The organism is Gemmatimonadaceae bacterium, assembly GCA_036504815.1.
Taxonomy (GTDB): domain Bacteria; phylum Gemmatimonadota; class Gemmatimonadetes; order Gemmatimonadales; family Gemmatimonadaceae; genus PNKL01.
Genome location: DASXUN010000006.1, coordinates 17,555 through 39,127, shown reverse-complemented (window position 1 = coordinate 39,127; position 21,573 = coordinate 17,555). Strand labels below are relative to the sequence as shown.

The following is a 21,573-nucleotide window of genomic DNA, read 5'->3' as shown; positions in this document are numbered from 1 at the left end:
GGTGTCACGCTCCCTTGTGCGGTCCCGTTCGCACAGGGGAGCGACCCCGTTTGCTGCCCTATTACAACCCGGAGTGACCATGCACGGATTCATCCAGAATATCAGGCAACTCACCGTCGCCAATACCGACTTTCGCCGCGTACTCTATACCGCCACGCACAGCCAGCTCGTCGTCATGGCGCTGCAGCCCGGGGAGGAGATCGGCGCCGAGGTGCATCCGCTCGACCAGTTCTTCCGGATTGAGGCCGGCACCGGCATCGCCGAGCTGAACGGGGTGCGCACGGCCGTCGACGTCGGCCACGCGGTGCTCGTTCCGGCCGGCGCGAATCACAACATCATCAACACGGGCGCCGCGCCGTTGCAGCTCACCACCCTGTATTCGCCGCCGAACCATCGCGACGGCGTCGTGCACAAGACCCGCGCCGACGCCGTCGCCGACGCAGAGGAGTTCGACGGCGTGACGACGGCATAGTGTCCGCGCGATGCGCGCGGGTGCGCCGTGTGGCGCTCGGCTTCCTCGCCGTGGCGGCCGCCCGCGGCGCGACCGCGCAGGGCACCTCGACGAATGCTCCGACATCGCCGGACTTCGCCGGACGGCCGGCCACGCGCGCGATGACCGAGGCGCCGGCCTTTGTGGGGTGCGACGGTGACACCGTCATCGCCATCGACATCCGGTCGCAGGCGGCAAACGTCACTGGACTGGCGCGCGACGCGCGCGCCCTGACCGCCCGCGCGCTCCATGCCCCGCACGTGCCGACGCGACCGAAGGTGATTGCGGCGTACCTCCGTCTCGCGGTCGGCAGTGTCTGCACCGAACGGGACCGGCTGGAATCGGAGCGCCTGTTACGCGCGCAGCCCTTCATCGCAAAGGCCTCCGTGCGCGCCGTGCGCGTCGCGACCCGGCAAGTCCGCCTCACGGTCGAGGTGGTGGACGAACTGCGCCTGATGGGCGGCGTTGGCGTCAGCCGCGGCACGCTGTCGTCGCTGCTGCTCGGCACGCAGGACTACCAGGGGCGCGGCCTCGCGCTGTCGGCCCACGGCGAACGTGGCTTTGCCTACCGCGGCGGCTACGGCATGAGCGCGGTGCAGTACGGGCTGTTCGGCCGGCCCGCCTTCGTGGCGCTCGAGGCGGAGCGTCGCGCGATTGACGGACAGGTCGTGCGACTGGAGCTCGCCTGGCCATATCTCACGGACCTGCAGCGGCGCGCCTTCCACGCCCGCGCCGGCATGACGAGCGGGTACACCGGTCTCCGGCGCCCCATCGGCGATGCTGTCTCGCTTTTCGTGCGACGCACCTCGTACGACATGGGCTGGGTGACGCGGTTGGGCCGCCCGAGCGGACGCGGCACGGTGGCGCTCGTCGGAGGTGCCCTGCTGGGTGAGGATGTGCGCACCACGCCGGGATTCGTGGTCGTCAGCGACACCGGGCTCGTCGAAGGGCCGGCCAACCCGTTCCGGTTTCCAGCATTCGCCACCACGCGTCTCGCGGCCATCGGCGGGCTGCGCGCGCTGCGATTCATCACGGTGAGCGGCTTCGACGCCCTCACCGCCGCGCAGGATATGGGCGTGGGCGTGCAACTCAACGTGCTCGCCGGCTCCAGTGTCCTCGCGCCGGCGCACGAGGGGGACATCTTCCTGGCCGGCGATCTGTATGCGGGCATGGGCGGTCCGGCGTCCTTCGGCATGGTCCGCGCGCTCGCCGAGGCGCGCGGGGTCCACCGCACACACCGCTGGGATGGCGTCGTGGTGAGCGGCCGCCTGGCGTGGTACCGCAATCTCACCGGCGTGCGCGCGCATCTCGCCAGCCTCGACATCGCCGGTGTCCAGCATCTGGCCTTCCCCGCCCAGCTGACCTTCGGCGACCCGGAGGGTGGCCTGCCGGGCTTCGGCGGCAGCCGTGACGCCGGAAGCCAGCGCCTCGTGGCCAGGATGGAAGAACGTCGCCTGGTGAATACCTTCGGCTCGCGCGCGGATGCGGCCGTCGGTCTCTTCATCACGGCCGGCCGGCTGCTGGCGGGCGATGTTCCGTTCGGCCGCACCACTCCGATTCGCACGGCCGCCGGGATCACGCTGCTCGGCGCTTCACCCGGCGGGAAGCGTACGTTCCGCGCCGACCTCGCCTTCCCCTTGAATGCCGGGCCGGGCGAGTCACGCTTCGAACTCCGCGTCAGCTCCACCGACCGCACGCGGTTGTTGTGGCGGGAACCCGCCGACGTGGCGCGTGTCCGCACGGGCGCGATGCCGGCCAGTCTGATGAAATGGTAGGTGAGGGAGACGGACGGCAGATGGCGAATGGCGGATGGCGGACGGAAAGGGGGGCGTGACGGGGAACTCTCCCGCCACGCCCCCGCAGTCTTTCCGCTGCTCCGATTCCTTCCGTGCTCCCTCGTGCCTCCGTGATGAAGCGCACGGAGACACGGAGGCACGCGGTCGTTACGGCACCTCGATGATCACCACTCGGCGATTCAGCGCACGTCCCGCCGCTGTCTCGTTGGTTGCGAGCGGCTGGGTCTCACCGTAGCCGATCGTCGTGATGCGTCCCGCGGCGATGCCTTGCGTGATGAGGTAATCCCGCACGGCATTCGCCCGACGCTCGGACAGCGCCTGGTTGTACTTCTCGCTGCCAATCCAATCCGTGTGCCCCTGGATCTCGATCTTGGCATCGGGGAAGTTCTTCAGCGAATTCACGACCACCTGCAACGTGTCCTTGGCGCCAGCCGTGAGGCTGGACTTGTCGAACTCGAACGCATTGCCGCGCAGCGTCAGCAGTTCGCGGCGCGTCGGCGCCGGCTTTTGGGCCGGAGCTGGCTGCTGCGGCGTCGGCGTCTCCTGCAGCACGGGCGTCGGCGGCATCGGCGGCGGCGGGGCCGGGGCCGGCGTGACCTTCACCGGAGCCGGCGGCGGCGGAGGCGGAGGCGGCGGGGCGATATAGCATGGGCTGTTGCGCGACGGGCCGCCGAGGAAGCGGCTGAAGCCGAGGCGCACATTGTACGTGCGCGTGCGCTCACCCGACAGCGTCTGATCCGACGGATCCTTGAAGTCGGCGTTGACGTCGGTGCGCATGGCCCACCGGTCGTTGAAGCAGTACTTGAAGCCGACCACCGCGTTGCCGCCGGAGTCGAATTCATTGAGCGTCGTATCCGAGTAATACCGCGTGCCGGTCCAGCCGCCGCCCGCGAGCAGCTTGAGCTTCTGGCTCATCGGGAAGTAGAAGATGCCGTCAATGCGGTTGTTCCACGCGGTCAGGTCGCCGAGGAGCGAACTGCTCGTCTTGGTCATGTCGGCTTCGTACTCGAGCGCGAAGTTCTTGAAGGGATAGATGCCGAACCGCGCACCGACCCCGACGCCGTTCTTGAGGTGCGTGAAGGCGTCGTACTTCGAGTATTGCCCGAAGACGCCGACCTCCGCGGCCTCGGCGCGCTGGGCTTCGGACGCCGTCGCGGTCAGCAGCAGGGCCGCCGCCAGCAGGGTGATCTGTCGTTGCATGAAGGAATTCCGGAAGAGTGAGAACACGTTTAGTTGCCGCCGGTCTTGCGCGTCGCCTCGTTCGCGACGATCGCGATCTCGACGCGGCGGTTGGTCTGCCGACCGAGCTCCGTGTCGTTCGTGGCGATCGGCTCCATCTCGCCGCGTCCCGCGGTGCGCACGCGTGTTGCGGCGACGCCCTGCGCAATGAGGTAGTTGGCCGCCGCGGTCGCGCGACGCTGTGAGAGCCCCTGGTTGTAGTCGGCGCTGCCTGTGGCATCCGTGTGACCGACGATCAGGATGTCGGTGTTCGGGTACTTGCCAAGGCTCGCGGCGAGATTGCGCAGGTTCGTCGCCGCGGCGGACAGCACGACGTCGGAATCGAAGTCGTACAGCATGCTCGACGCGAACGTGACCGCGATGCCTTCACCCACGCGCTGGACGGTCGCGCCCGGGATGTTCTGCTGGATCTCCTTTGCCTGCTGGTCCATCTGGTGGCCGATGATCCCGCCGGCGAGCCCACCAACGGCGGCCCCGATGATCGCGCCGCGTGCCGTGGAGCCGGTCTGGTTGCCGACGACGGCGCCGACGGCGCCGCCAACCCCGGCGCCCACCAGCGCCCCCTGCCCCTTCTTGTTCAGCATCGAACAGGCGGATACGCTCAGCGCGAGCAGCAGGACCACCGCCGCACCGCGCCGCGGACGAACCGTGGACAGCATTTCATGATACCGCATCTATGCCTCGTGAAGATCGTGAGGCGCGCCGAGGTGCGACTGCACATCGGCGCGCGAATGGCCTACTTGCGAATGGGCACCAGCAGGATGCCGGCGCCGACGACGATGGCCGCCATGCCGGCCCAGACGGGAATGTTCACGCTTCGCCGGTCCTTCACCTGCAGTTCGAGCGGTCCGATCTGGGCCGCCTGCGTCGTCCGCGTCCAGCTGAAGTCGCCGAAGAACAGCCCGGCGGCGCCGACGACGATCAGCGCGACCGCTACGCCCTTGCGTGCATGCATTGTCTGTCCCGGTTAGAAGGGCCTGCGTCCTTGGATGACGCGAACCAGTACCACCACGACCGCGATGACCAGCAGGATGTGGATCAGGCCGCCCATCGTGTACGAGGTGACCATCCCCAGCAGCCAGAGGAGAACCAGGATTATCAGAATCGTCATCAGCATCAGTGTCGCTCCTCAGCCCCGCGCGCGGCGGTCGGCTTGTGTGTGTTTGGTAATGGAGGCCTGCAGCACCTGTTGCTCGAGATACAGATCGGCCACGAGCTGCTTCAGGCGGCGGTTCTCGTCCCGAAGCGCGCGCGTTTCATTGGGTCCCGCCGCGCCGCCGTCGCCATATTTCCTGCGCCATCGATAGAACGTGGTCGGTGTGACTTCCATCGTCCGGCACATCCCCGCGAGCGACGTGCCATCCGCAACTCGCGCGATCGCCTGCCGGATCTGGTCGTCGGAATACCTGCTCGGTCGCATGGGGTCTCCCTGTCCCGTGCCGAGTCCGTACCGGCCGGAGGCGGTTCCCTGCCTCCGGCCAGCCACCGGGGTGGTGAGTTGATGACCAGCTCACCGCGCCCGGCTTACGGTTTCGGCGCTACGAGATAACCCGACGCGATGAGCAGCCGGAACTCGGCGCGGCGGTTCAACGCCTGCGCCTCCGGTGTCACGCCAGCCGCCGTGGGCTGACGTTCGCCGACCGTCGTCACCTCGATGCGAACCGGGTCGATGCCCTTCGTCACGAGATAGGCCTTCGCCGCATCGGAGCGCCGCTGGCCCAGCAGCATGTTGTACGCGTCCGGGGCACGCTCATCGGCGGCGCCCACGATCACGATCCGCATATCCGGATTGGCGAGAAACACCTTCACCTTCGAATCCAGGATGCCCACCGCCTCGGCGGTCAGGTCCGACTTGTCCGTCTCGAAGTGGATCTTCTCTTCCATCGTCGCCAGCGCGGCGCCCGACGAGGGCGCCACTGCCGGACGCGGGCGGTTCAGCGAATCGCGGAGGGTGAGATACGCCGCCTCCACCCCGCGGCGACGCGCCTGCTCCTCAGCGCTCACCGAGTCGCTATGCATCATCATCGGCGCCTCGACCTTCACGATGCGCGTGACATGGCTCGGGTTGCGATAGAGGCTGAGCCCCACGTGCAGGCTCTGATAGGACTTCCAGTCCTCGTTGGCCAGCCAGTCGCCAATGAGGTCGGCGCGCAACGCCGCGTTCGGGCTCAGCGCCAGCTTGGCGCCCACCAGCGCATTGACGCCGTAGGTGTGCATGAAGTTCGTTTCCGTGCTGGCGCCGGCGCCGGCGCCAATGAGCAGCGACAGCGCGCCCGTGCGGGCGAAGATCTGCGTGAGGCGCGCGGAGAGGATCCCGACGTTCACGTCCTTCAGCCCGAGCGTGCGGCCGGCTCGCATCTCGCTCTTCTCGAACTCGAGCGACGTGCGCGGCGTCAGGAAGGCGCCAATGCGCCCGCCCGCGCCCATCCCCTGGTCGAGCGTCAGGGCCTTGTCGAACCGCCCGGCGCTGCCGAACGCGCCGAACTCAATGGTGCCGCGCTGCTGCGCGGCGGCTGTCGCCGACGACAACAGGACCGCTGCGGCAATGGTAAATGCTCTCAGTAACATGTGAAGTCTCCCGGTGATCCGGTGCAGTGCCAGGGCCGGACGGACGTCCGGCCCCGGCGTGCCCCAGCGTTATGGCAGTGTGATGACGTTGCTCGTGGCATCCAGTGTGACCGACCCGTTTCGCGCCAGCGCGCGCCCGACCAGGTTGGTGTTCACCAGGAGGTTCACGCTCGAGAGGGCGATGACATTGCCCTTCCAGGCTGAGGCATTCAGCGTGGCCGAACTGCCGGCAACCCAATAGACGTTCTTGGCCTGCGCGCTGCCGGTCAGGACGATGTTCGCCGAGCCGGTAATCGCACTCCCCGCCTGGAAGACGAACACCGCGTTCGGATCACCGCCGCCATTCAGCGTCAGGCTCCCCGTCACGCCGATCGTGCTCGGGCTACAGTAGACGCCGGCCGGCAGTACCTTGCCCGCGTAGTCGACCGTCCCGAAGTTGTTCGCCGCGGGGCACGACATGCCCATCAGCGTGTTGTACGCCGCGGTCAGCTGGTTCTGCGCCGTCAGCGCCGTCGGGTCGCCCAGGTGGGTGACACCCGTGTAGACGCACGGACCGAAGCCGCTCAGGGTGCTCCCCGGACTGATGGAGATGTCAGCATTGATGATGCCCAAGCCGGAGCACGTCACGCTGAGGCCCGCCATGATGCCATTTGGCATGACGGCCGCGCCCAGCAGGCCGATCGGCGGCGGCGGCGGGGCCGGCGCCGTCACGATCACATCGGCCGAGCCGAAGATCGCGCCGGAGGTCGCCCGGACCGTGGCCAGGAAGGTGCCGGCGGTCGCGCCGGAGGTGAACTGGCCGGAGGCGCTGATGACGCCGCCGCCATTCACCACGCCCCACACCGGCGTGATGACGAAGATGTTGTTGTTGGCGTCGCGCCCGACCGCCGTGAACTGCTGGATCGTGTTGTACGGCAGCGTCACGGGCGTCGGCGTCACGGTGATCGAGGCCAACGGACCCGCGGTCACGACGATCGTGGCGAAGCCGGCAATCGCGCCGCTGGTGGCGCGCACCTTGTTGACGAAGGTGCCGGTGAGCGTGCCCGCCGAGTACAGGCCGGTGGCCGTGATGCTGGCGCCGTTGCTGGCGGTGACCACATCCCAGGTGGGGACGATCACGAGCTCATGACCAGCCGCGTCCGTGCCGACTGCCGTCATCTGCTGCGTGCCGTTCACCACCATCGTGGCCGGATTCGGCGTCACGACGATGGTGGCCAGCGGTCCGGCCTTGACCACGACGGTGGCCGTGCCGGAAAGCGTGCCGCTCGTCGCCTTCACCGTGTTGGCGTACGTGCCTAGGGCGAGGCCGGCGGTGAAGATGCCGCCCCCATCGATGGTGCCGCCCGCGGCCACGACGGACCACGTCGGGACCATGAGCACGGTGTTGCCGCCCGCATCCTTGCCGGTGGCGATGAACTGTCGCGTCGCACCGGACACGAGCGTGTCAGGGTTCGGCGTGATGCTGATCGATGCCAGCGGACCGGTGGTCACAATCACCGTCGCGAACCCGCGAATGGTGTTGTTCGATGCCTGCACGGTGTTGGCGTAGGTGCCCGCGGTGTTGCCCGCCTTGAAGATGCCGCCCTGATCAATGGAACCGCCGCTCGCCACCACCGACCAGGTCGGGGTGATGTTGACGATGTTCCCTGACGCGTCCTTGCCGACCGCGATGAACTGTTGCGTCGCGGTGACGGCCAGCGTCACCGGGCTCGGGACGATCGTGATCGTCGCCAATGCACCGGCGGTGACCGTCATGGAAGCTTGCCCCTTGATGGAGCCGACGGTAGCGACGACAGTGTTCGCATACACGCCGGACACGGTGCCGGCCGTGAACAGGCCGCCCGCGGCGACCGTGCCCCCGCCCGCGGCGATGGACCACGTCGGGTTGATCGCGACGACGCGCCCTGCCGCGTCGTAGCCCGTCGCCACCATCTGTTGCGTACCACCGACGATCAACGTCGCGTTGGGGCTGACGGCGATACTGACCAGGGTGCCGGGATCGGAGATTCCGTGCACGTCGCAGGCCGCGGCAAATGCCACGACCAGCGTCGCGGCCAGCAGGGCCCGCGCGTTCCCTCGAATGGGCGACCACGCCCGGCGAATACGGTCCTTCAGGTGATGCGTCATAGCAACTCCTCCTGCAGCCTGCGTGAATGCGAGCATGGGACGCCGTCCCCTACTTCGCAGCGAGTGTGAGTCCATTCGTGAGCGTGAAGCTGATCGGCGTGCCGGCCGAGACGACGACGTCGTGGTACGCATAGCGCACCGCGACGGCCGTGCCCGCCACGGCGCCAATCGCGCCGCCCAGCACCGTGCTCTTCGTGTTCTTGCCGATCACCTGGCCGGCGACTGCGCCGACCGCCGTCCCCGCGCCGATGCGCGCGGCCTCATCCTTGGTGATGCCGCGCCCCTCGAAGTGGTGCGCGATGGGCGCGAGCGTCCCCGAAATCGGGTGCGTCACCCCGCCGATCTCCACCGACTGCACCGCGAGCACCAGGCGTCCCTCGGGACGGATCTGCTCGCTCCCCGGCTCGAGCTGCACGATGCCCAGCACCACGTTCGACCCGGCGGGAATGACCACGCGCCCGCGCGAATCCGTGACGTTGGCGCTCACCACCGCGCGCACCGTCTCGCCCGCCTTGTTCGTGCGCGACGAGAGTGCCGTCTGCAGCGTGGCACCCACGCGCGTGCCCGACTCCAGCGATCGTCTCGCCGTCGTTCGCGCCGTTCCGCCGGCCGCGCCATCGGCGCCCGGCGGCACATCCTTGGCCGCGCTGTTCCCGCAGGCCGCGAGACCCAGCACCATTGCACCTGCCAGCAGTGATCGCATCATGTTCGCTCCGTCCGTCTTGCGTGGATTGTGGACACCGCGTCCTTCCGGTAGGCCGGCAGCGACGTGATGGGCGCAACGGTTCGCCTGAACCCTTGGCACATGCTGGACGGTACGGGTCGCGGGATGGCCAACCCATCGCACGAACGGATGAAAGAGTGCGTAGGCCGCGCGGATTAGCGTTGCGTAACCCCTGCGTGGTTGCGCACGACAAATCCCCCGCCGGCATGGCAGTGCCGACGAGGGATTCGTTCCGGGGGACCGCCGGGCGCTAGAAGCCGATGCCGGCGAGCAGCAGGAACGAGCGCGTCTGGTAGCTGCTGGACGACGACACGGTGCTGAGCTTGAGGTCCGTCAGGCCATAGATGTACCGGCCTTCGATGGATAGGCCGTGCAGCTGGCGCAGTCGCAGGCCCGCGCCGATCACCCCGGCGAAGATCGCCTTGGGGCGTCCGGTGTCCGGGCAGTTGAAGCTCCCCGCGCCGCACTTGAGTTCAAAGGACGCCTGCGGGCCGACGTACGCGAATGGCGTCACCACCGTATTCGGCATGGCCAGGCGCACGTACACCGGGATGTCGAGGTAATCGAGGTGCCAGCGGTCGGCGGCGATATGGCTCGTGACGCCGCGCTGCGCATACAGCGCCTCGATGCCGAAGCCCATCATCCCGCCGCTCACCGCGCTGACGCCCACCGCGAATCCGGAGCGCTGCGTGACCGACCCCGGCAGGGCACCGCCATTCGAGACGTTGCCATACGACAGGCCCCCCTTGATGCCGAAGCCGCCGTCCTGCCCCTGCACGACCATCGGCGCGAACCCCAGCGCCGCGACTGCCAGCCAGAGATGGCGCATGGTCAGTCCACCAGCTTGAGCGCTTGCGGCACGGACGGCGTGGGCGCCTCCACCGAGGCCGCGAGCTTGAGGCTCGCGGTATTCAGCGCCTCACCCGCGCGGTGCACTTCTTCTGCCGCCTTGGTCACCGCCGCGGTCGCCAGGCCAGCGGTGGCATCGATGACCTTGCCAGCCTTCACCTTCGCTGCGGCGGCCGCCGCCGCGATCACGCGATCTTCCTTTCTCATGTGCGCGCTCCCTTGAGTGGTGTCCCCCAACGCTACGGGACACCACGGCACGCACCCATCGCCCAAAAGGATGAAAGCGGAGCTACGCTAAACGGGGGTCGGCGCTCGCCGGGCCAGCCGCGACGTCGGCGAAGGACGACGGGCGGGGCGGCGCCTCGACGGCGCCGCGCCGGACGGCAACCGGCTAGTTCTGCGCCCGATGCGAGTACGCCGCGATCTGAAGGCGCGTGTGCAGCGCGAGTTTCTCCATGACGTTGCGCACGTGACTCTTGACGGTGTGCGTCGCGATGTTGAGCCGCTGGGCGATCTCCTTGTTGCTGAGCCCTTCGCCGATGAGCTCAATCACCTCGCGCTCGCGCCGCGTCATCCGCACGTCTTCCATCACGTGCTCACGGCCGCGGCTGTCCACTTCCTGCGCGATCTGCGAGAACAGCGACTCCGTGAGGCGCGGCGGCAGCACCTTCTCGCCCGCCGCCACGGCGCGAATCGTCGCCACGAACTCATCGAACGTCGCGTCCTTCAGCACGAAGCCGCACACGCCGGCGTTCACGAACTCGATGATCTCCCCGTTCACGGGGATCAGGTCCATCACCACGACCCGGGCTTCAGGCGCCGCGTCGCGGATGGCGGTCGCCACGCCCAGCGAGTCCTCTTCGCCCAATCCGACGTCGAGCAGCACTACGTGCGGCGCCATCTCCGCGAGGAACGCGGGCGAGGCCGTCGCCGCCGCCACGACGCGAAGGTCCGGGAGTCGGCCCAAGAGGGAGGTGAGCGCTTCGCGCACCAGCCGGTTGTCGTCGATGATCGCGACGGTGATCGAAGAACTCGGTGTCATGCAGCTCGGCAAGGGTGGGAGAATCAGCGCACGCGCCACCCTCAACATTGGCGTTGGGCGTGCGGATTGCAACGTCCCCCCCCCTAGCATCAAGCATGCCAAGCTCGCGACGAACTCGCGCGCGATCCGCGCGGCGCCGTCGGCCTACCTCTATTGAGCGATTGCGACGCGTCGGCACAGTCCCCTACAGTCCGACATAGGCGCCGCACCGCATTCGGTCCGGCTTCGCTCGACCGCGATCCTCATTTCGGCGGAGTGCCCGTGTCACCATTCAAGAGCTCAACCGGACTGCCCTGGGGCACTCCGCTGGCTGACGTTCCCGCTGCCGAGCAACTTCTGCTCGACATCATGGACACGGTGCGCGAACCCCTCATCGTGGTCGACGCGGCGTTCCATGTCACACGGGCCAATCGCGCCTTCTTCAGCTCGTTTCAAGTGGAGCCCGCCGACACCGTCGGGCGCAGTCTCTTTGCGCTCGGCGACGGCCAGTGGGACATCCCGGCCCTCCGCGAGTTGCTGCGCGACAAGCTCGCCGTTGCCGCCGCCGTCAATGATTTCGACGTGGACCACGTCTTCCCCGGCATCGGCCGGCGGATCATGCGCCTCAACGCACGCGTGGTGCGCCAGGGGGTGGAGATGCCCCGCATCATCCTCGTCGCCATTGAGGACGTGACGGTGCGCCGCCTCACCGAGCTGCGGCTCCAGGAGCAGCGCCTCGAGCTCGAGCGCTCCAACGCCGCGCTCAACGAGTTCGCCTCCGTCGCGTCGCATGACCTGCAGGAACCGCTGCGCAAGATTCTCTCCTTCGGCGAGCGGCTGCAGCTCTCGGCGGGGCCTGCGCTCGACGAGGCTTCGACGGGCTACCTAACTCGCGTGATGGGCGCGGCCCTGCGGATGCGAGCGCTTATCAACGACCTGCTCCTCTACTCGCAGGTCAGCACGCACATCCAGTCCTTTGCCCCCACCGACTTGTCGGGCGTTGCCCGCGACGTCCTGGCCGACCTCGAGACTGCGGTTGCCGAAGCCGGGACACGCGTCGAGGTCGGCTCACTCCCCGTCATTGACGCCGACGCGCTGCAGATGCGACAGCTCTTTCAGAACCTCCTGGGGAACGCCATCAAGTACCGCCGCCCGGACGTGCCGTCGCGCGTCAGTCTCCGCGCCGAGCGTCCCGATGCGCAATGCTGTATCATCACCGTAGCGGACAACGGCATCGGCTTTCACCAGGACCACGCCGACCGGATCTTCCGCATGTTTGAACGGCTGCACGGCCGGAGCGAATACGATGGCTCCGGGATTGGACTCGCGATCTGCCGGAGGATCGTCGAGCGGCACCGCGGCACCATTGCCGCGGCGAGCAGTGCCGGCCAGGGTGCAACATTCACGGTGACCCTGCCGGTCACGCAGCACGTCTCTGGATTGATGTCATGAGCCTCCATCAGCACAAGATCCCTGTCACGATCCTCATCGCCGACGACGACGAAGACGACCGGACACTGACACGCCAAGCCCTGGAGGATGCGCACATCGCCAACGACCTCCGGTTCGTGGAGGATGGTGAACAGCTGCTTAACTACCTGTATCAACGCGGCCCCTTCGGCGGGGAGTTGGGGCTCGCCCCGCGCCCCGGGTTGATCCTGCTCGACCTCAACATGCCCAAGATGGACGGGCGCGAGGCGCTCAAGATCATCAAGAGCGAACCGTCGCTGCGGGACATCCCAGTCGTCGTGCTCACCACCTCGTCTCTATCGCAGGACATCGCCCGCAGCTACCAGCTTGGCGTCAACTCGTACATCACCAAGCCCGTCACCTTCACGGGTCTTGTCGCCGCCATGCAGGTCCTCGGCCGCTACTGGCTGGAGATCGTGGAGCTTCCGCCCGGGCTGGCGTAGCCGCTCGTGAGCGTCGTGACCTCCCCCACTGGCGCAGAGGCGGTCGCCGCGGCCCCGAATCGCGCAGACCGCCACGCGCCGGCCACGATGTCGGTCGTCATCGGCACGCTGCTGGTGATCGCCACGCTGCGGCTCGGGCGCGCCTTCGTGATGCCGGTCGTGATCGCGGTCCTGCTCACCCTGATGCTCACGACGCCCGTACGCTGGCTGCAGCTCCGGCGCGTGCCGGGGCGCCTGGCCGCCGCCATCGTGGTCTTCGGCGCGGTGGCCATCTTCCTCGGCGTCGCGGCCTCGCTCGTCGCCCCCGCCATGGACTTGCTCTCCTCGGCGCCGCAGACCATGGCGAAACTCGAGGCCAAGGTGCGGACGCTCGCCAAGCCGCTGCTCGCGCTGCAACGCTCGGCTGATCGGATGCAGCAGGCTACCGGCCCCGCCACCGCCGATGCGCCACGACAGGTGCAGGTCGTCACGCCCGGGATCTTCGCCAAGGTGTCCGCCGAGGCCGCCACCGCCGCGCCCGTGGCCCTCGCCGTGGTCTTCCTGACCTATTTCCTGCTCGCCAGCGGCCCGCTCGTTCGCCGGAAACTCGCCGGCCTGCTTCCGGGCAAGGATGAACTGGCGCGCCGGGAGCATCTGCTCGGTGAAATTGAGCTGGCCACCTCGCACTTCCTCATCACCGTCGTGGCCGTCAACACGGGCGTGGGCATCCTCACGGCGCTCGTGCTCTGGGCGGTCGGCGTTCCCAGTCCGCTGCTGTGGGGCACGGTCGCCGCCGTGCTGAACTTCGTGCCGTACCTCGGTCCCATCGTCACTGCCACGATCATCGCCCTCGCGGCGCTCGCCAGCGTCGACGCGCCGGCGCGGGCGTTCCTTGCCCCCGCCGCGTTCTACGTCATCCATATGATCGAGACGAACTTCGTCACGCCCTCGCTGCTCGGGCGTCACTTGCCGGTGAACACGGTCGCCATCTTTCTTGGCCTGCTGTTCTTCGGCTGGATGTGGAGCATTCCCGGCGCGGTGCTCGCCGTCCCGCTCACCGTGTGCGTCAAGCTGGTGTGCGATCACGTCCCGTCGCTGGCGCACGTGGGCGAACTGCTGGGACATTAATGAAAGAGGCGCCGCGCTCATGGAAGCGCGACGCCCCTTTTCCCTGCCAATGACTAGCGCAGGTAGTTCCACAGGCCGAACAGCCCGATCCCGGCGCCGCCCAGCATGACGATGGTGCCCGAATCCCCGCCGATCACGGCGCCGGTCAGCAGCATCACGCCGCCAACGATCATCAGCGCCGGGCTGCGGCCGTACGCGCGCGGCACGGGGACCGGGGCGAACGGCGTGGCCATCGTGATCGCACGCACACCGACCGCGGCATTCGACTGGGTCGAGGCCAGCGACATCGCGGCGGCCGGAGCTGCGGCCTGGGCCGGGGCGACCTCGAGCGCCGCCTGCATCGCAGACGGCGTCAGGAGCGCCGCCTGCGGTGCATCGGTCACGCGCTGCGCCGCGAGGGGCGAGGCGAGAAGTACTGCGGCGATCGCCGCACTGAAGATCCTGTTGCTGGACATGAGAACCCCTCCGGGATTCGGGACGTGGCGCTGTCCCGAATGAGTAGCCCTCAATCCTGTCGGGAACCATCGCACCGAAGGCGTACTCCCTCGAGTGCGCGCGGCTACGCCTTCTTGGTGCGCCCCCGGCCGCCGCGGCGGCTGCGCTTCTTCTTGGGCGCCGCCGCGGCCGGAGCTTTCGCCGCTGGCGCATCGGTGTGCACCGGCGGGGCCGCCGTGACGCGATGCGTCGGTTGCGGCGTTGCGCGATGCACCGCGTGCGCCATTGGGGCGTCGTCCAGATACGGCGACGCGCCCGTTCCTGCATCGCCAAAGACCTCAGCGGCGGTCTTGCGGCGCACGCGCTTGGCGTGCGGAATCGTGGGCAGCGGCGGACGCTCGGCGGGCGGGAGCAGGTCCTTCACCATCTCGACCAGCTGATGGCTGAGATGCTGTCCGTACTTGTAGAGCGCGACCACGCGCTTTCGGTTGCCGAGCAGGAAGGCGAGAATCGCCTGGTCCTTCTTGGCCGCGTTGCACGCCTTGCAGCAGAGCACCAGGTTGTCGCGCCGGTCGTAGGCGGTCTGTCCGCGCCGCGGTGTCACGTGGTCCAGCGTCACCGAGCGCACGGGAATCACGCTTTCGCAGTACGCGCAGACGGGGCCGTGCTGTTCGAGCAGCCACTCCCGCGTGTCACTGTACGCCGCGCGTCCCGTCGGGTGCGAGGTGAGCGTCACTTTCGGCGCTGGCGCGTAGGCGCCGCCACCCTTGCCGCGGCGCGAACGCCCGCGGCGTGCGCCTCCCGGTCGCTTGGCGGTCATCGGGTCATCGAGCTGAAGTTTCGAGCCATCATCCTTTCAAGATAGGGCGCGGCGGTGCGCGACAACAGGAACGGCACCCCGTGCAATGCGGCACGCCCCGTGCACGAGCACAGGGCGCGCTGGCCGACAGCGAGCGTCGGCTACTGCTTGGCCGCGGCCGCGGCCGCTTGCGATTTCACCCTGTACGGCAGGTCGTCCGGCGCCCCACCCTTCGGCCAATCGAGTTCCTTCCCCGGGAAGTCCGGCCGCGGACGCGACAGGATGAACCCGGCCACGTCGTTCGCGATCGAATCGGCCACGAACCCCGGCGCATCGAACGGCATGTGGTGATGGACGAACGCGGCGATGATGCGCTGGTGTCCCATCCCCGATCCGATCGTCCACGAGCGCGGCCCCCAGAGTGGCGGTCCGGGGTGCTCGACGCCCAGGTTCTTGCCACCCTGGCCGTCGGCCCCGTGGCAGCGCGAGCAGTACATCGCGAACTGCGTCTTGCCGCGCACCGTGTCGGGAGCGATGAGCGGGATCGAGTCGACCCCCAATCCCTTGTGCGCTCCCTTCGGCAGCTCCTTCGACAGCCACGTCATGTACGCCACGATGTCGCGCATCTCCGCGCTCCCCGCCGTGAGCGGCTTGCCATTCAGGCCGCGGCGGAAGCAGTCGTTGATGCGATCCTCGAGCGTCACCGTCGTGCCGGTGCGCGCCCACTCGGCCGGATAGCGGTTCGCCACGCCCACCCAGGGATTGCCAAACGGCTTCCGTCCCTTGTTCAGGTGGCAGGAGGTGCAGTGCAGGTCGTTCCCGACGTGCGACGGCAGCGAATCACGCGTGGCCACAAGCAGCGCGAGACCGCGGCGAATGGACACGGACGCCGAATCCTGCGTGAGCAGCGACTCGGCGGGCGCGCGCAGAATGGTGTCGGGCGCCGCCGCGACCGTCGTGGCCGCCTGTTCACCCGAACCGCCGCACGCGGCGGCGATGGCGATCGTCACCGCGAGCCCCAACCGCGACAGTGCCCGACCCTTCGCGGTGTTCACCGGATGCACATCCTGATGCATTACCTGACCTCGAGTTCAGTGGAGGATACCGAATTCTGTCCGTGTGCCAGCCCTCGCACCAGACCACCCGAGCCACGAATGCACGCATCGCCGGCCGACGACGCGCGGGGCATTCAAGGTCTGGCGGCGGGTCGGCGCGCGGTCGTCCGATAGGCGACGTCCACGGGCGGATCGCCGTTGGGCCAGTCGAGTTCTTTTCCCGGGAAATCGGGTCGCGGTTTCGAGACGACGTACGCCGCCACGGCGAAGGCGTCCGGCGGCGTAAGCGTCCCCCGCTGGTCGAACGGCATCTGGCGGTGCACAAATGCCGCCATCACGCGCACCCGCGCCATCCCCGAGCCAATGTTGAAGGAGCCCGGCCCCCAGAGGGGCGGCCCGGCATTCGCCAGTCCACGTCCCAGCATCCCGCCGCCGTCCGCAGCGTGGCAGCGCACGCAGTGCTGCGCATACACCAGCGCGCCGCGTGCCGTGTCGGGGACGAGTGGCGCCAAAGAGTCGATGCCGCTGCCACGGAGACGAGCGCCCGACGGCGTGCCGCGCGACAGCCACGAGAGGTACGAGGTGATGTCGCGCAGGTCATCGCCGTCCAGCGGGAGCGGCCGGCCGTTCAGGCTCCGGCTGAAGCAGTCGTTGATGCGCTCCTCGAGCCCCGCCACCCGCCCCGAGCGCGACCGGTACTGCGGGAAGCGACCGTAGACGCCGACCCACGACATCGCGTACGCACGGCGTCCATCCTCCAGATGACACGACACGCAGCGCAGCTGGCTGCCCACGTGCCCCGGCAGCGAATCGCGCGCCGCCCGCACCAGCGCGAGTCCGCGGCGGATTGAGCGCGATAGTGGATCGTGGCCGAGTGTGGTCGTGTCAGGCGCCGCCATGCGCATGGTGTCGAGCGCCGCCGTTTCCGACGACCCACCGCGGGCCACGCCGCGGCCGGCCTCACCACCGCACGCCGTGATGAGGGACACGAGGGCGAGCGCGTACGCGAATTGGGAGGTGTGCATGCGGTAATTCTCGTCGCAAGCGAGGGCCGCGGCAACAGCACTTCCCCAACGCGCGGGCGCACCGCCAATTCAGCATCATGCTAATCCCGCTCGCCATCGCCCTGCAGGCTCGCGCGGCCGTGCCGCCGCTTCCCCGCCGCGTCGTCCCCGACAGCGGTGTCATCGCCACCGACCAGCGGGTTTCCCCCGCCGGCGTGCAGTCGGTCTTCACGGGGCGCGTGGGCGGCGTCCGCTTTGGCGCCACGGCTTCGGAGATCTGGGTGGGCGCACCGGGCGGCGCCTACCGCCTGAACTGGACCGACAACCGCGTCATCGCGCATGCCCCGTACGACGGTCGCGCCGGCGTGCAGGGCGTGGCCTTCGACCCGTCCACGAATCGCGCCTACGTCACGAGCATCGGGCGCCTCCCGGCCCCCAACCGGCTGCCGGGTGAGAAGGAGAAACCCGGCGCCCGCGTCATCGCCCAGGTCCGCGCCTTCGCGCTCGGCGGCGAACCGTCCGTGGCGCCAGGCGCGCCGCCCCGCGCCGCCCTTGCGTTTCGCTCCGACTCGATTGGCGACTACCTCGCCGGCTCGCCTTCGGTGGCCAAGCGCCCGAATGCCACCGGCCATCGCCCCTTGGTCGTGCCGCTTCCCGCCAACGATCATCTCGCCATCTTCGACGCCGACGACGGCGCATCGCTGGGCGGCGTCCCCCTGGGCGTGCTCCCGGTCGCCAGCGTCACCAGCGACGACGGCGGCACGGCGTGGGTCAGCGTCTTCGGCGGACCGAAGCCGACCAGCCGCAGCCGCGCCGCCGCCCAGTGCTGCGATCCGCGTGCCGAACGCGTGCGGGTGGATGCCCGCGGCATCGCCGAGCGAGGCAGCGTGGCGCGCGTCGATCTTGCCACGCGACAGGTGACCGCCACGGTCGAGGCGGGGCTGCATCCGACGGGCCTCGCCTGGGACCAGGGACGCGGCCTGCTTTACGTCGCCAATGGCAACTCCGACGACGTCACGCTCATTGACACGCGCACCGCGCGCCGACTCGGCGCCATCGCCATCGCGCCGTTCCACGAGCGCCTCATCGGCTTCGCCCCCACCGCCGTGGCGCTCGCCCCCGACGGACGCACCCTCTTCGTCACGCTGGGCGGCATCAACGCCGTCGCGATGCTCGACGTCAGCGCGGGCACTCCCGCCGCCACGCTGCTCGGGCTCATTCCGACCGGATGGTATCCCACGTCCATTGATGTCAGTCCGGACGGCGGCACCATCGCCGTGGGGACACTGCTCGGCGTCGGCTCCGGACAGGGTCAGACGTCGGGACATCCGGGAGCGCGCGGCAGCTACGTGCATGCCAATCGCGGCTCGGTGAACGTGATCGCCGTCCCGTCCCCGGCGCAGCTGGCCGCGTACAGCACCAGCGTCGCGCAGAACAACCGGCTCACGCTGGCGCGCGACACGGCGCGCACGCTCACGCCCCGTCGCAACGCCACCGCGCGCGCGGTCCCCGAACGTCCTGGCGAGCCGAGCCCCATCGAGCACGTCGTCTTCATCATCCGTGAGAACCGCACGTACGATCAGGTGCTCGGCGCGCTGGGCCGCGGCGCCGGTGACCCGTCACTTGTGCTGTACGGACGCGACGTGACGCCCAATACGCATGCGCTTGCCGAGCAGTTCGTGACGCTCGATCACTTTTTCGCGAGCGGCGGCAACAGCGCCGACGGGCACCAGTGGCTCACGCAGGCCAATGAAACCGACTATCCGTACTGGCCACTCTATTACGGTCGCAGCTACCCGAGCGAGGGCGAAGATCCACTGACCTACTCCAGCGGCGGCTTCCTGTGGGAAGCGGCGCAGCGAATGAAGAAATCGGTGACGATCTTCGGAGAGTACGCCCCCTCGCCGCGCAACGAGAAGTCCGCCGTGGCGCGCGACGTCCTCGCCGACTGGATGAACCGCGCCTCGCTCCCCGCCGGACATTTCCGCAGGCGGTTCGCCGCGCTCTACAACACCCGCAGCGAGATTCCTTCGCTCGACCGCGTGCTCGTGCGCGAATATCCGGGGTGGTCCATGGGCGTGCCCGATGTGGCCAAGGCCGAGATCATCCTCGATCACCTGAAGCAGTGGGAGGCGGCCCGGTCCATGCCGCACCTCGTGATGGTCATTCTCCCGAACGACCACACGATGGGGACGAGCGAAGGATGGTGCGTCCCCAAGGCCTGCGTCGCCGACAACGATCTCGCGCTGGGCAACATTGTCGAGGGGCTCAGTCACTCATCGTTCTGGCCCAAGATGGCGATCCTCGTCGTCGAGGACGACGCCCAGGATGCGGTGGACCACATCGACGGGCATCGCACGGTGGCGCTCGTCGCGAGCCCTTATGCGCGGCGCGGCATCGTGGACAGCACGTTCTACAGCCAGCCGTCGATGGTGAAGACCATCGAGCTCATGCTTGGCCTGCCCGCGCTGTCGATGTTCGACCTCGTCGCGACCGACATGCGCGCGAGCTTCATCGGTCCCAACGAGACGCCGGACTTCACGCCATTCAAGGCGCTCACCCCGCGGCAGCGACTGGATGAGGTCAACGTGAAGGTTGGCGCGATCACCGGACCTTTTGCGAAGGAGCGGCGCGCCGCCGCGCTGGCCAGCGCGCGCATGAACTTCTCGGACCCGGATGCCGCGCCTACAGATCGCCTGAACCGCATTCTCTGGCATGACGCCCGCGGATGGGGCGTGGCATATCCGGGTGTGCGCCGGGCGGTCTTCTTTCCGCTCAGCCTTCATCTGGCCGACGACGAACGCGAGGAGCGCCCTCCCTACTTGCGGTAGTCGAGCGCCGGTTTCTGCGTGCCGAGTCGCGTCGCGTACCGGAAGTTCGGGCCGCGCGCCTGCTCGAACTCGGCACGCGCCGCGGTCACCGTCGCCGGACTGGAGAACAGCTCCGCGGCGGTGAGCGCCATCGTCTTGGCCGCGACCATCATCCCTTTGCTGCCGATGGACATGCCGCCGGCGGCGACCGCCTGCCACGAGTGCGCCGGTGTGCCGGGCACCCACGTCGCCGCGCCCATCTGCACCGTCGGCACGCGCCAGCTCACGTCGCCGACATCGGTCGAGCCGGCAAACGCGGCCGGCGTGAAGTCCAGCGGCTGGATCCGCTGCACCGCTTCCAGCGGCACCGCCGAACCCGGCAGCGTTTGCTGCAGCCGTTCCGCCCAGGCGCGCTCGTCGGCGGAGTAGGAGTATCCGCCCACGCGCTCGAGCGACTGCTGCTGCACCTTGGCGAGCGTCTTGTTGATCAGAAGGTTGTAGACCGCGCCAGTCACCACCACCTCGTGCGTGGTACCGGTGCCGAGGGCGGCGCCCTTCGCCGCGTCCAGCACGCGCGCCCATATCTGGTCCACGACGCGAATGTCCGGGTGCCGCACCACGTAATAGACCTCGGCGAAATCGGGGACGACGTTCGGCGCGCGGCCGCCATTGGTGATGACGTAGTGGATGCGAGCGTCCGACGGGATATGCTCGCGCATGAAGTTGGTCATGACGTCCATCACCTCCACCGCGTCCAGCGCCGACCGGCCCAGCTCCGGCGACGCGGCCGCATGCGCGCTGACGCCGCGGAATCGGAACTTGCCCGAGATGTTCGCCAGCGAGCTCGTCGCCGTCACGTTGTTCCGGTCATCCGGATGCCAGGCGATGGCGACATCGACGTCGTCGAAAAGCCCGTCACGCACCATGTACACCTTGCCCGCGCCCCCCTCCTCGGCGGGCGTGCCGTAGAAGCGCAGCGTCCCGGCCACCTGGTTGGCCACCATCCACTCCTTCACTGCGATCGCGGCGGCGGCCGATGCCGTGCCGAACAGATGGTGTCCGCAGCCGTGCCCCGGCGCCCCCGCGGCCAGCGGATGCGGCTCCGGTATCGTGTCCTGCGAGAGGCCAGGCAGCGCATCGAACTCGCCGAGCACCGCGATCACCGGCTTGCCGCGGCCGAACTCCGCCGTGAACGCGGTCGGCATTCCGTCAATGCCGGGCTTTACCGCAAAGCCCGCCGCCGTCAGTTCGCGCTGCAGCAACGCGCTGCTCTTCACTTCCTGGTAGCCGACCTCGGCAAACCCCCAGATCTGGTGCGCCACGTCCGAGTAGTGCGCCGCCCGGGCGTCAATCGACGCGATGATGCCGGGAGCCCGATCCGCACGCTTCGGCTGCTGGGCGCCTGCGGAAAGGACGCTGAAGAGGACGACGAGGGCGAGGAGTGCGCGCATGGCTCGGAACCCGGCAGACGTTTGGGGGATCGCGGATCTGTCACGGCGGAAGAGGAATGCTGGCCCCCGGACCCGTCTCCGGCAAGCACCGCCCTCCCCGACCGGAAAAGCGTGATAAGTTCTGCCAGCCGTGTCGGACACCTTCTGACGCGCGCCCCATCCCGCGCCGCCGCATTCTGTCGTAC

The 21,573-nt window shown here is 68.7% G+C and carries 22 protein-coding genes; 6 read left to right on the top strand and 16 right to left on the bottom strand.

Translation table 11 applies throughout. From position 1 onward, the window contains the following. Positions 1-79 precede the first annotated feature (79 nt). Complete coding sequence (locus tag VGJ96_03210) at positions 80-472, top strand: cupin domain-containing protein (GenBank protein HEY3286111.1); 393 nt, start codon at positions 80-82, stop codon at positions 470-472. Continuing rightward, positions 472-2,265: a hypothetical protein gene (locus VGJ96_03205; GenBank protein HEY3286110.1), complete on the top strand. Its 1,794-nt coding sequence runs from the start codon at positions 472-474 to the stop codon at positions 2,263-2,265. The genes VGJ96_03210 and VGJ96_03205 overlap by 1 nt, the downstream gene beginning before the upstream one ends. A 168-nt stretch (positions 2,266-2,433) precedes the next feature. On the opposite strand, the gene VGJ96_03200 is transcribed toward VGJ96_03205, so the two are convergent. From VGJ96_03200 to VGJ96_03150, 11 genes are all read right to left on the bottom strand, one after another. After that, positions 2,434-3,486 carry an OmpA family protein gene (locus VGJ96_03200; protein HEY3286109.1) on the bottom strand — a complete coding sequence of 351 codons (1,053 nt, stop codon included), beginning with the start codon at positions 3,484-3,486 and terminating at the stop codon, positions 2,434-2,436. A 29-nt stretch (positions 3,487-3,515) separates the two neighbouring features. Beyond that, complete coding sequence (locus tag VGJ96_03195; protein ID HEY3286108.1) at positions 3,516-4,199, bottom strand: OmpA family protein; 684 nt, start codon at positions 4,197-4,199, stop codon at positions 3,516-3,518. A gap of 62 nt (positions 4,200-4,261) precedes the next feature. Beyond that, entirely contained in the window at positions 4,262-4,480 is a 219-nt protein-coding gene (locus VGJ96_03190) for a hypothetical protein (GenBank protein HEY3286107.1), read from the bottom strand. 12 nt (positions 4,481-4,492) lie between these two features. Continuing rightward, the gene (locus tag VGJ96_03185; GenBank protein HEY3286106.1) at positions 4,493-4,636 is read right to left on the bottom strand and encodes a lmo0937 family membrane protein; all 144 of its coding nucleotides are present in this window, start codon (positions 4,634-4,636) and stop codon (positions 4,493-4,495) included. Between the two features lie 18 nt (positions 4,637-4,654). Continuing rightward, on the bottom strand, positions 4,655-4,945 hold the full coding sequence (locus tag VGJ96_03180) for a transposase (protein ID HEY3286105.1): 291 nt from the start codon (positions 4,943-4,945) through the stop codon (positions 4,655-4,657). Between the two features lie 104 nt (positions 4,946-5,049). Continuing rightward, a complete protein-coding gene (locus tag VGJ96_03175; GenBank protein HEY3286104.1) occupies positions 5,050-6,093 on the bottom strand; it encodes an OmpA family protein in 1,044 nt (347 codons plus the stop codon). A gap of 69 nt (positions 6,094-6,162) precedes the next feature. Next, positions 6,163-8,220, bottom strand: coding sequence for an ice-binding family protein (locus VGJ96_03170; protein ID HEY3286103.1), 2,058 nt, complete (start codon positions 8,218-8,220; stop codon positions 6,163-6,165). A gap of 49 nt (positions 8,221-8,269) precedes the next feature. Further along, the gene (locus VGJ96_03165; GenBank protein HEY3286102.1) at positions 8,270-8,923 is read right to left on the bottom strand and encodes a hypothetical protein; all 654 of its coding nucleotides are present in this window, start codon (positions 8,921-8,923) and stop codon (positions 8,270-8,272) included. A 271-nt stretch (positions 8,924-9,194) separates the two neighbouring features. Further along, entirely contained in the window at positions 9,195-9,773 is a 579-nt protein-coding gene (locus VGJ96_03160; protein ID HEY3286101.1) for a porin family protein, read from the bottom strand. Between the two features lie 2 nt (positions 9,774-9,775). Beyond that, positions 9,776-10,000, bottom strand: coding sequence for a hypothetical protein (locus VGJ96_03155; protein ID HEY3286100.1), 225 nt, complete (start codon positions 9,998-10,000; stop codon positions 9,776-9,778). A gap of 184 nt (positions 10,001-10,184) precedes the next feature. Continuing rightward, positions 10,185-10,835, bottom strand: coding sequence for a response regulator transcription factor (locus VGJ96_03150; protein HEY3286099.1), 651 nt, complete (start codon positions 10,833-10,835; stop codon positions 10,185-10,187). A gap of 261 nt (positions 10,836-11,096) precedes the next feature. Between VGJ96_03150 and VGJ96_03145 the strand changes: the two genes are divergently transcribed. The 3 genes from VGJ96_03145 to VGJ96_03135 are packed head-to-tail and all read left to right on the top strand — an operon-like array spanning position 11,097 to position 13,834. Beyond that, the gene (locus VGJ96_03145) at positions 11,097-12,266 is read left to right on the top strand and encodes an ATP-binding protein (GenBank protein ID HEY3286098.1); all 1,170 of its coding nucleotides are present in this window, start codon (positions 11,097-11,099) and stop codon (positions 12,264-12,266) included. Continuing rightward, positions 12,263-12,727 carry a response regulator gene (locus VGJ96_03140; GenBank protein ID HEY3286097.1) on the top strand — a complete coding sequence of 155 codons (465 nt, stop codon included), beginning with the start codon at positions 12,263-12,265 and terminating at the stop codon, positions 12,725-12,727. Before VGJ96_03145 ends, VGJ96_03140 begins: the two co-directional genes overlap by 4 nt. Before the next feature lie 15 nt (positions 12,728-12,742). Next, positions 12,743-13,834 carry an AI-2E family transporter gene (locus VGJ96_03135; GenBank protein HEY3286096.1) on the top strand — a complete coding sequence of 364 codons (1,092 nt, stop codon included), beginning with the start codon at positions 12,743-12,745 and terminating at the stop codon, positions 13,832-13,834. Between the two features lie 53 nt (positions 13,835-13,887). On the opposite strand, the gene VGJ96_03130 is transcribed toward VGJ96_03135, so the two are convergent. The 4 genes from VGJ96_03130 to VGJ96_03115 form a co-directional block, all read right to left on the bottom strand. Then, on the bottom strand, positions 13,888-14,289 hold the full coding sequence (locus VGJ96_03130) for a hypothetical protein (protein HEY3286095.1): 402 nt from the start codon (positions 14,287-14,289) through the stop codon (positions 13,888-13,890). Positions 14,290-14,393: 104 nt separating this feature from the next. Then, complete coding sequence (locus VGJ96_03125; protein ID HEY3286094.1) at positions 14,394-15,089, bottom strand: HNH endonuclease signature motif containing protein; 696 nt, start codon at positions 15,087-15,089, stop codon at positions 14,394-14,396. A 140-nt stretch (positions 15,090-15,229) separates the two neighbouring features. Next, complete coding sequence (locus tag VGJ96_03120) at positions 15,230-16,144, bottom strand: c-type cytochrome (protein ID HEY3286093.1); 915 nt, start codon at positions 16,142-16,144, stop codon at positions 15,230-15,232. 113 nt (positions 16,145-16,257) lie between these two features. Beyond that, complete coding sequence (locus tag VGJ96_03115) at positions 16,258-17,148, bottom strand: c-type cytochrome (GenBank protein HEY3286092.1); 891 nt, start codon at positions 17,146-17,148, stop codon at positions 16,258-16,260. A 77-nt stretch (positions 17,149-17,225) separates the two neighbouring features. Here VGJ96_03115 and VGJ96_03110 point away from each other — a divergent pair, with 77 nt between their 5' ends. Beyond that, positions 17,226-19,958 (top strand): alkaline phosphatase family protein, encoded by a 2,733-nt coding sequence (locus tag VGJ96_03110; GenBank protein ID HEY3286091.1) that lies wholly within the window; start codon positions 17,226-17,228, stop codon positions 19,956-19,958. Here the strand turns inward: VGJ96_03110 and VGJ96_03105 are convergent. Further along, positions 19,946-21,388, bottom strand: a complete 1,443-nt coding sequence (locus VGJ96_03105) for an amidohydrolase (protein ID HEY3286090.1) — start codon at positions 21,386-21,388, stop codon at positions 19,946-19,948. The genes VGJ96_03110 and VGJ96_03105 overlap by 13 nt on opposite strands. Between the last annotated feature and the right edge of the window lie 185 nt (positions 21,389-21,573).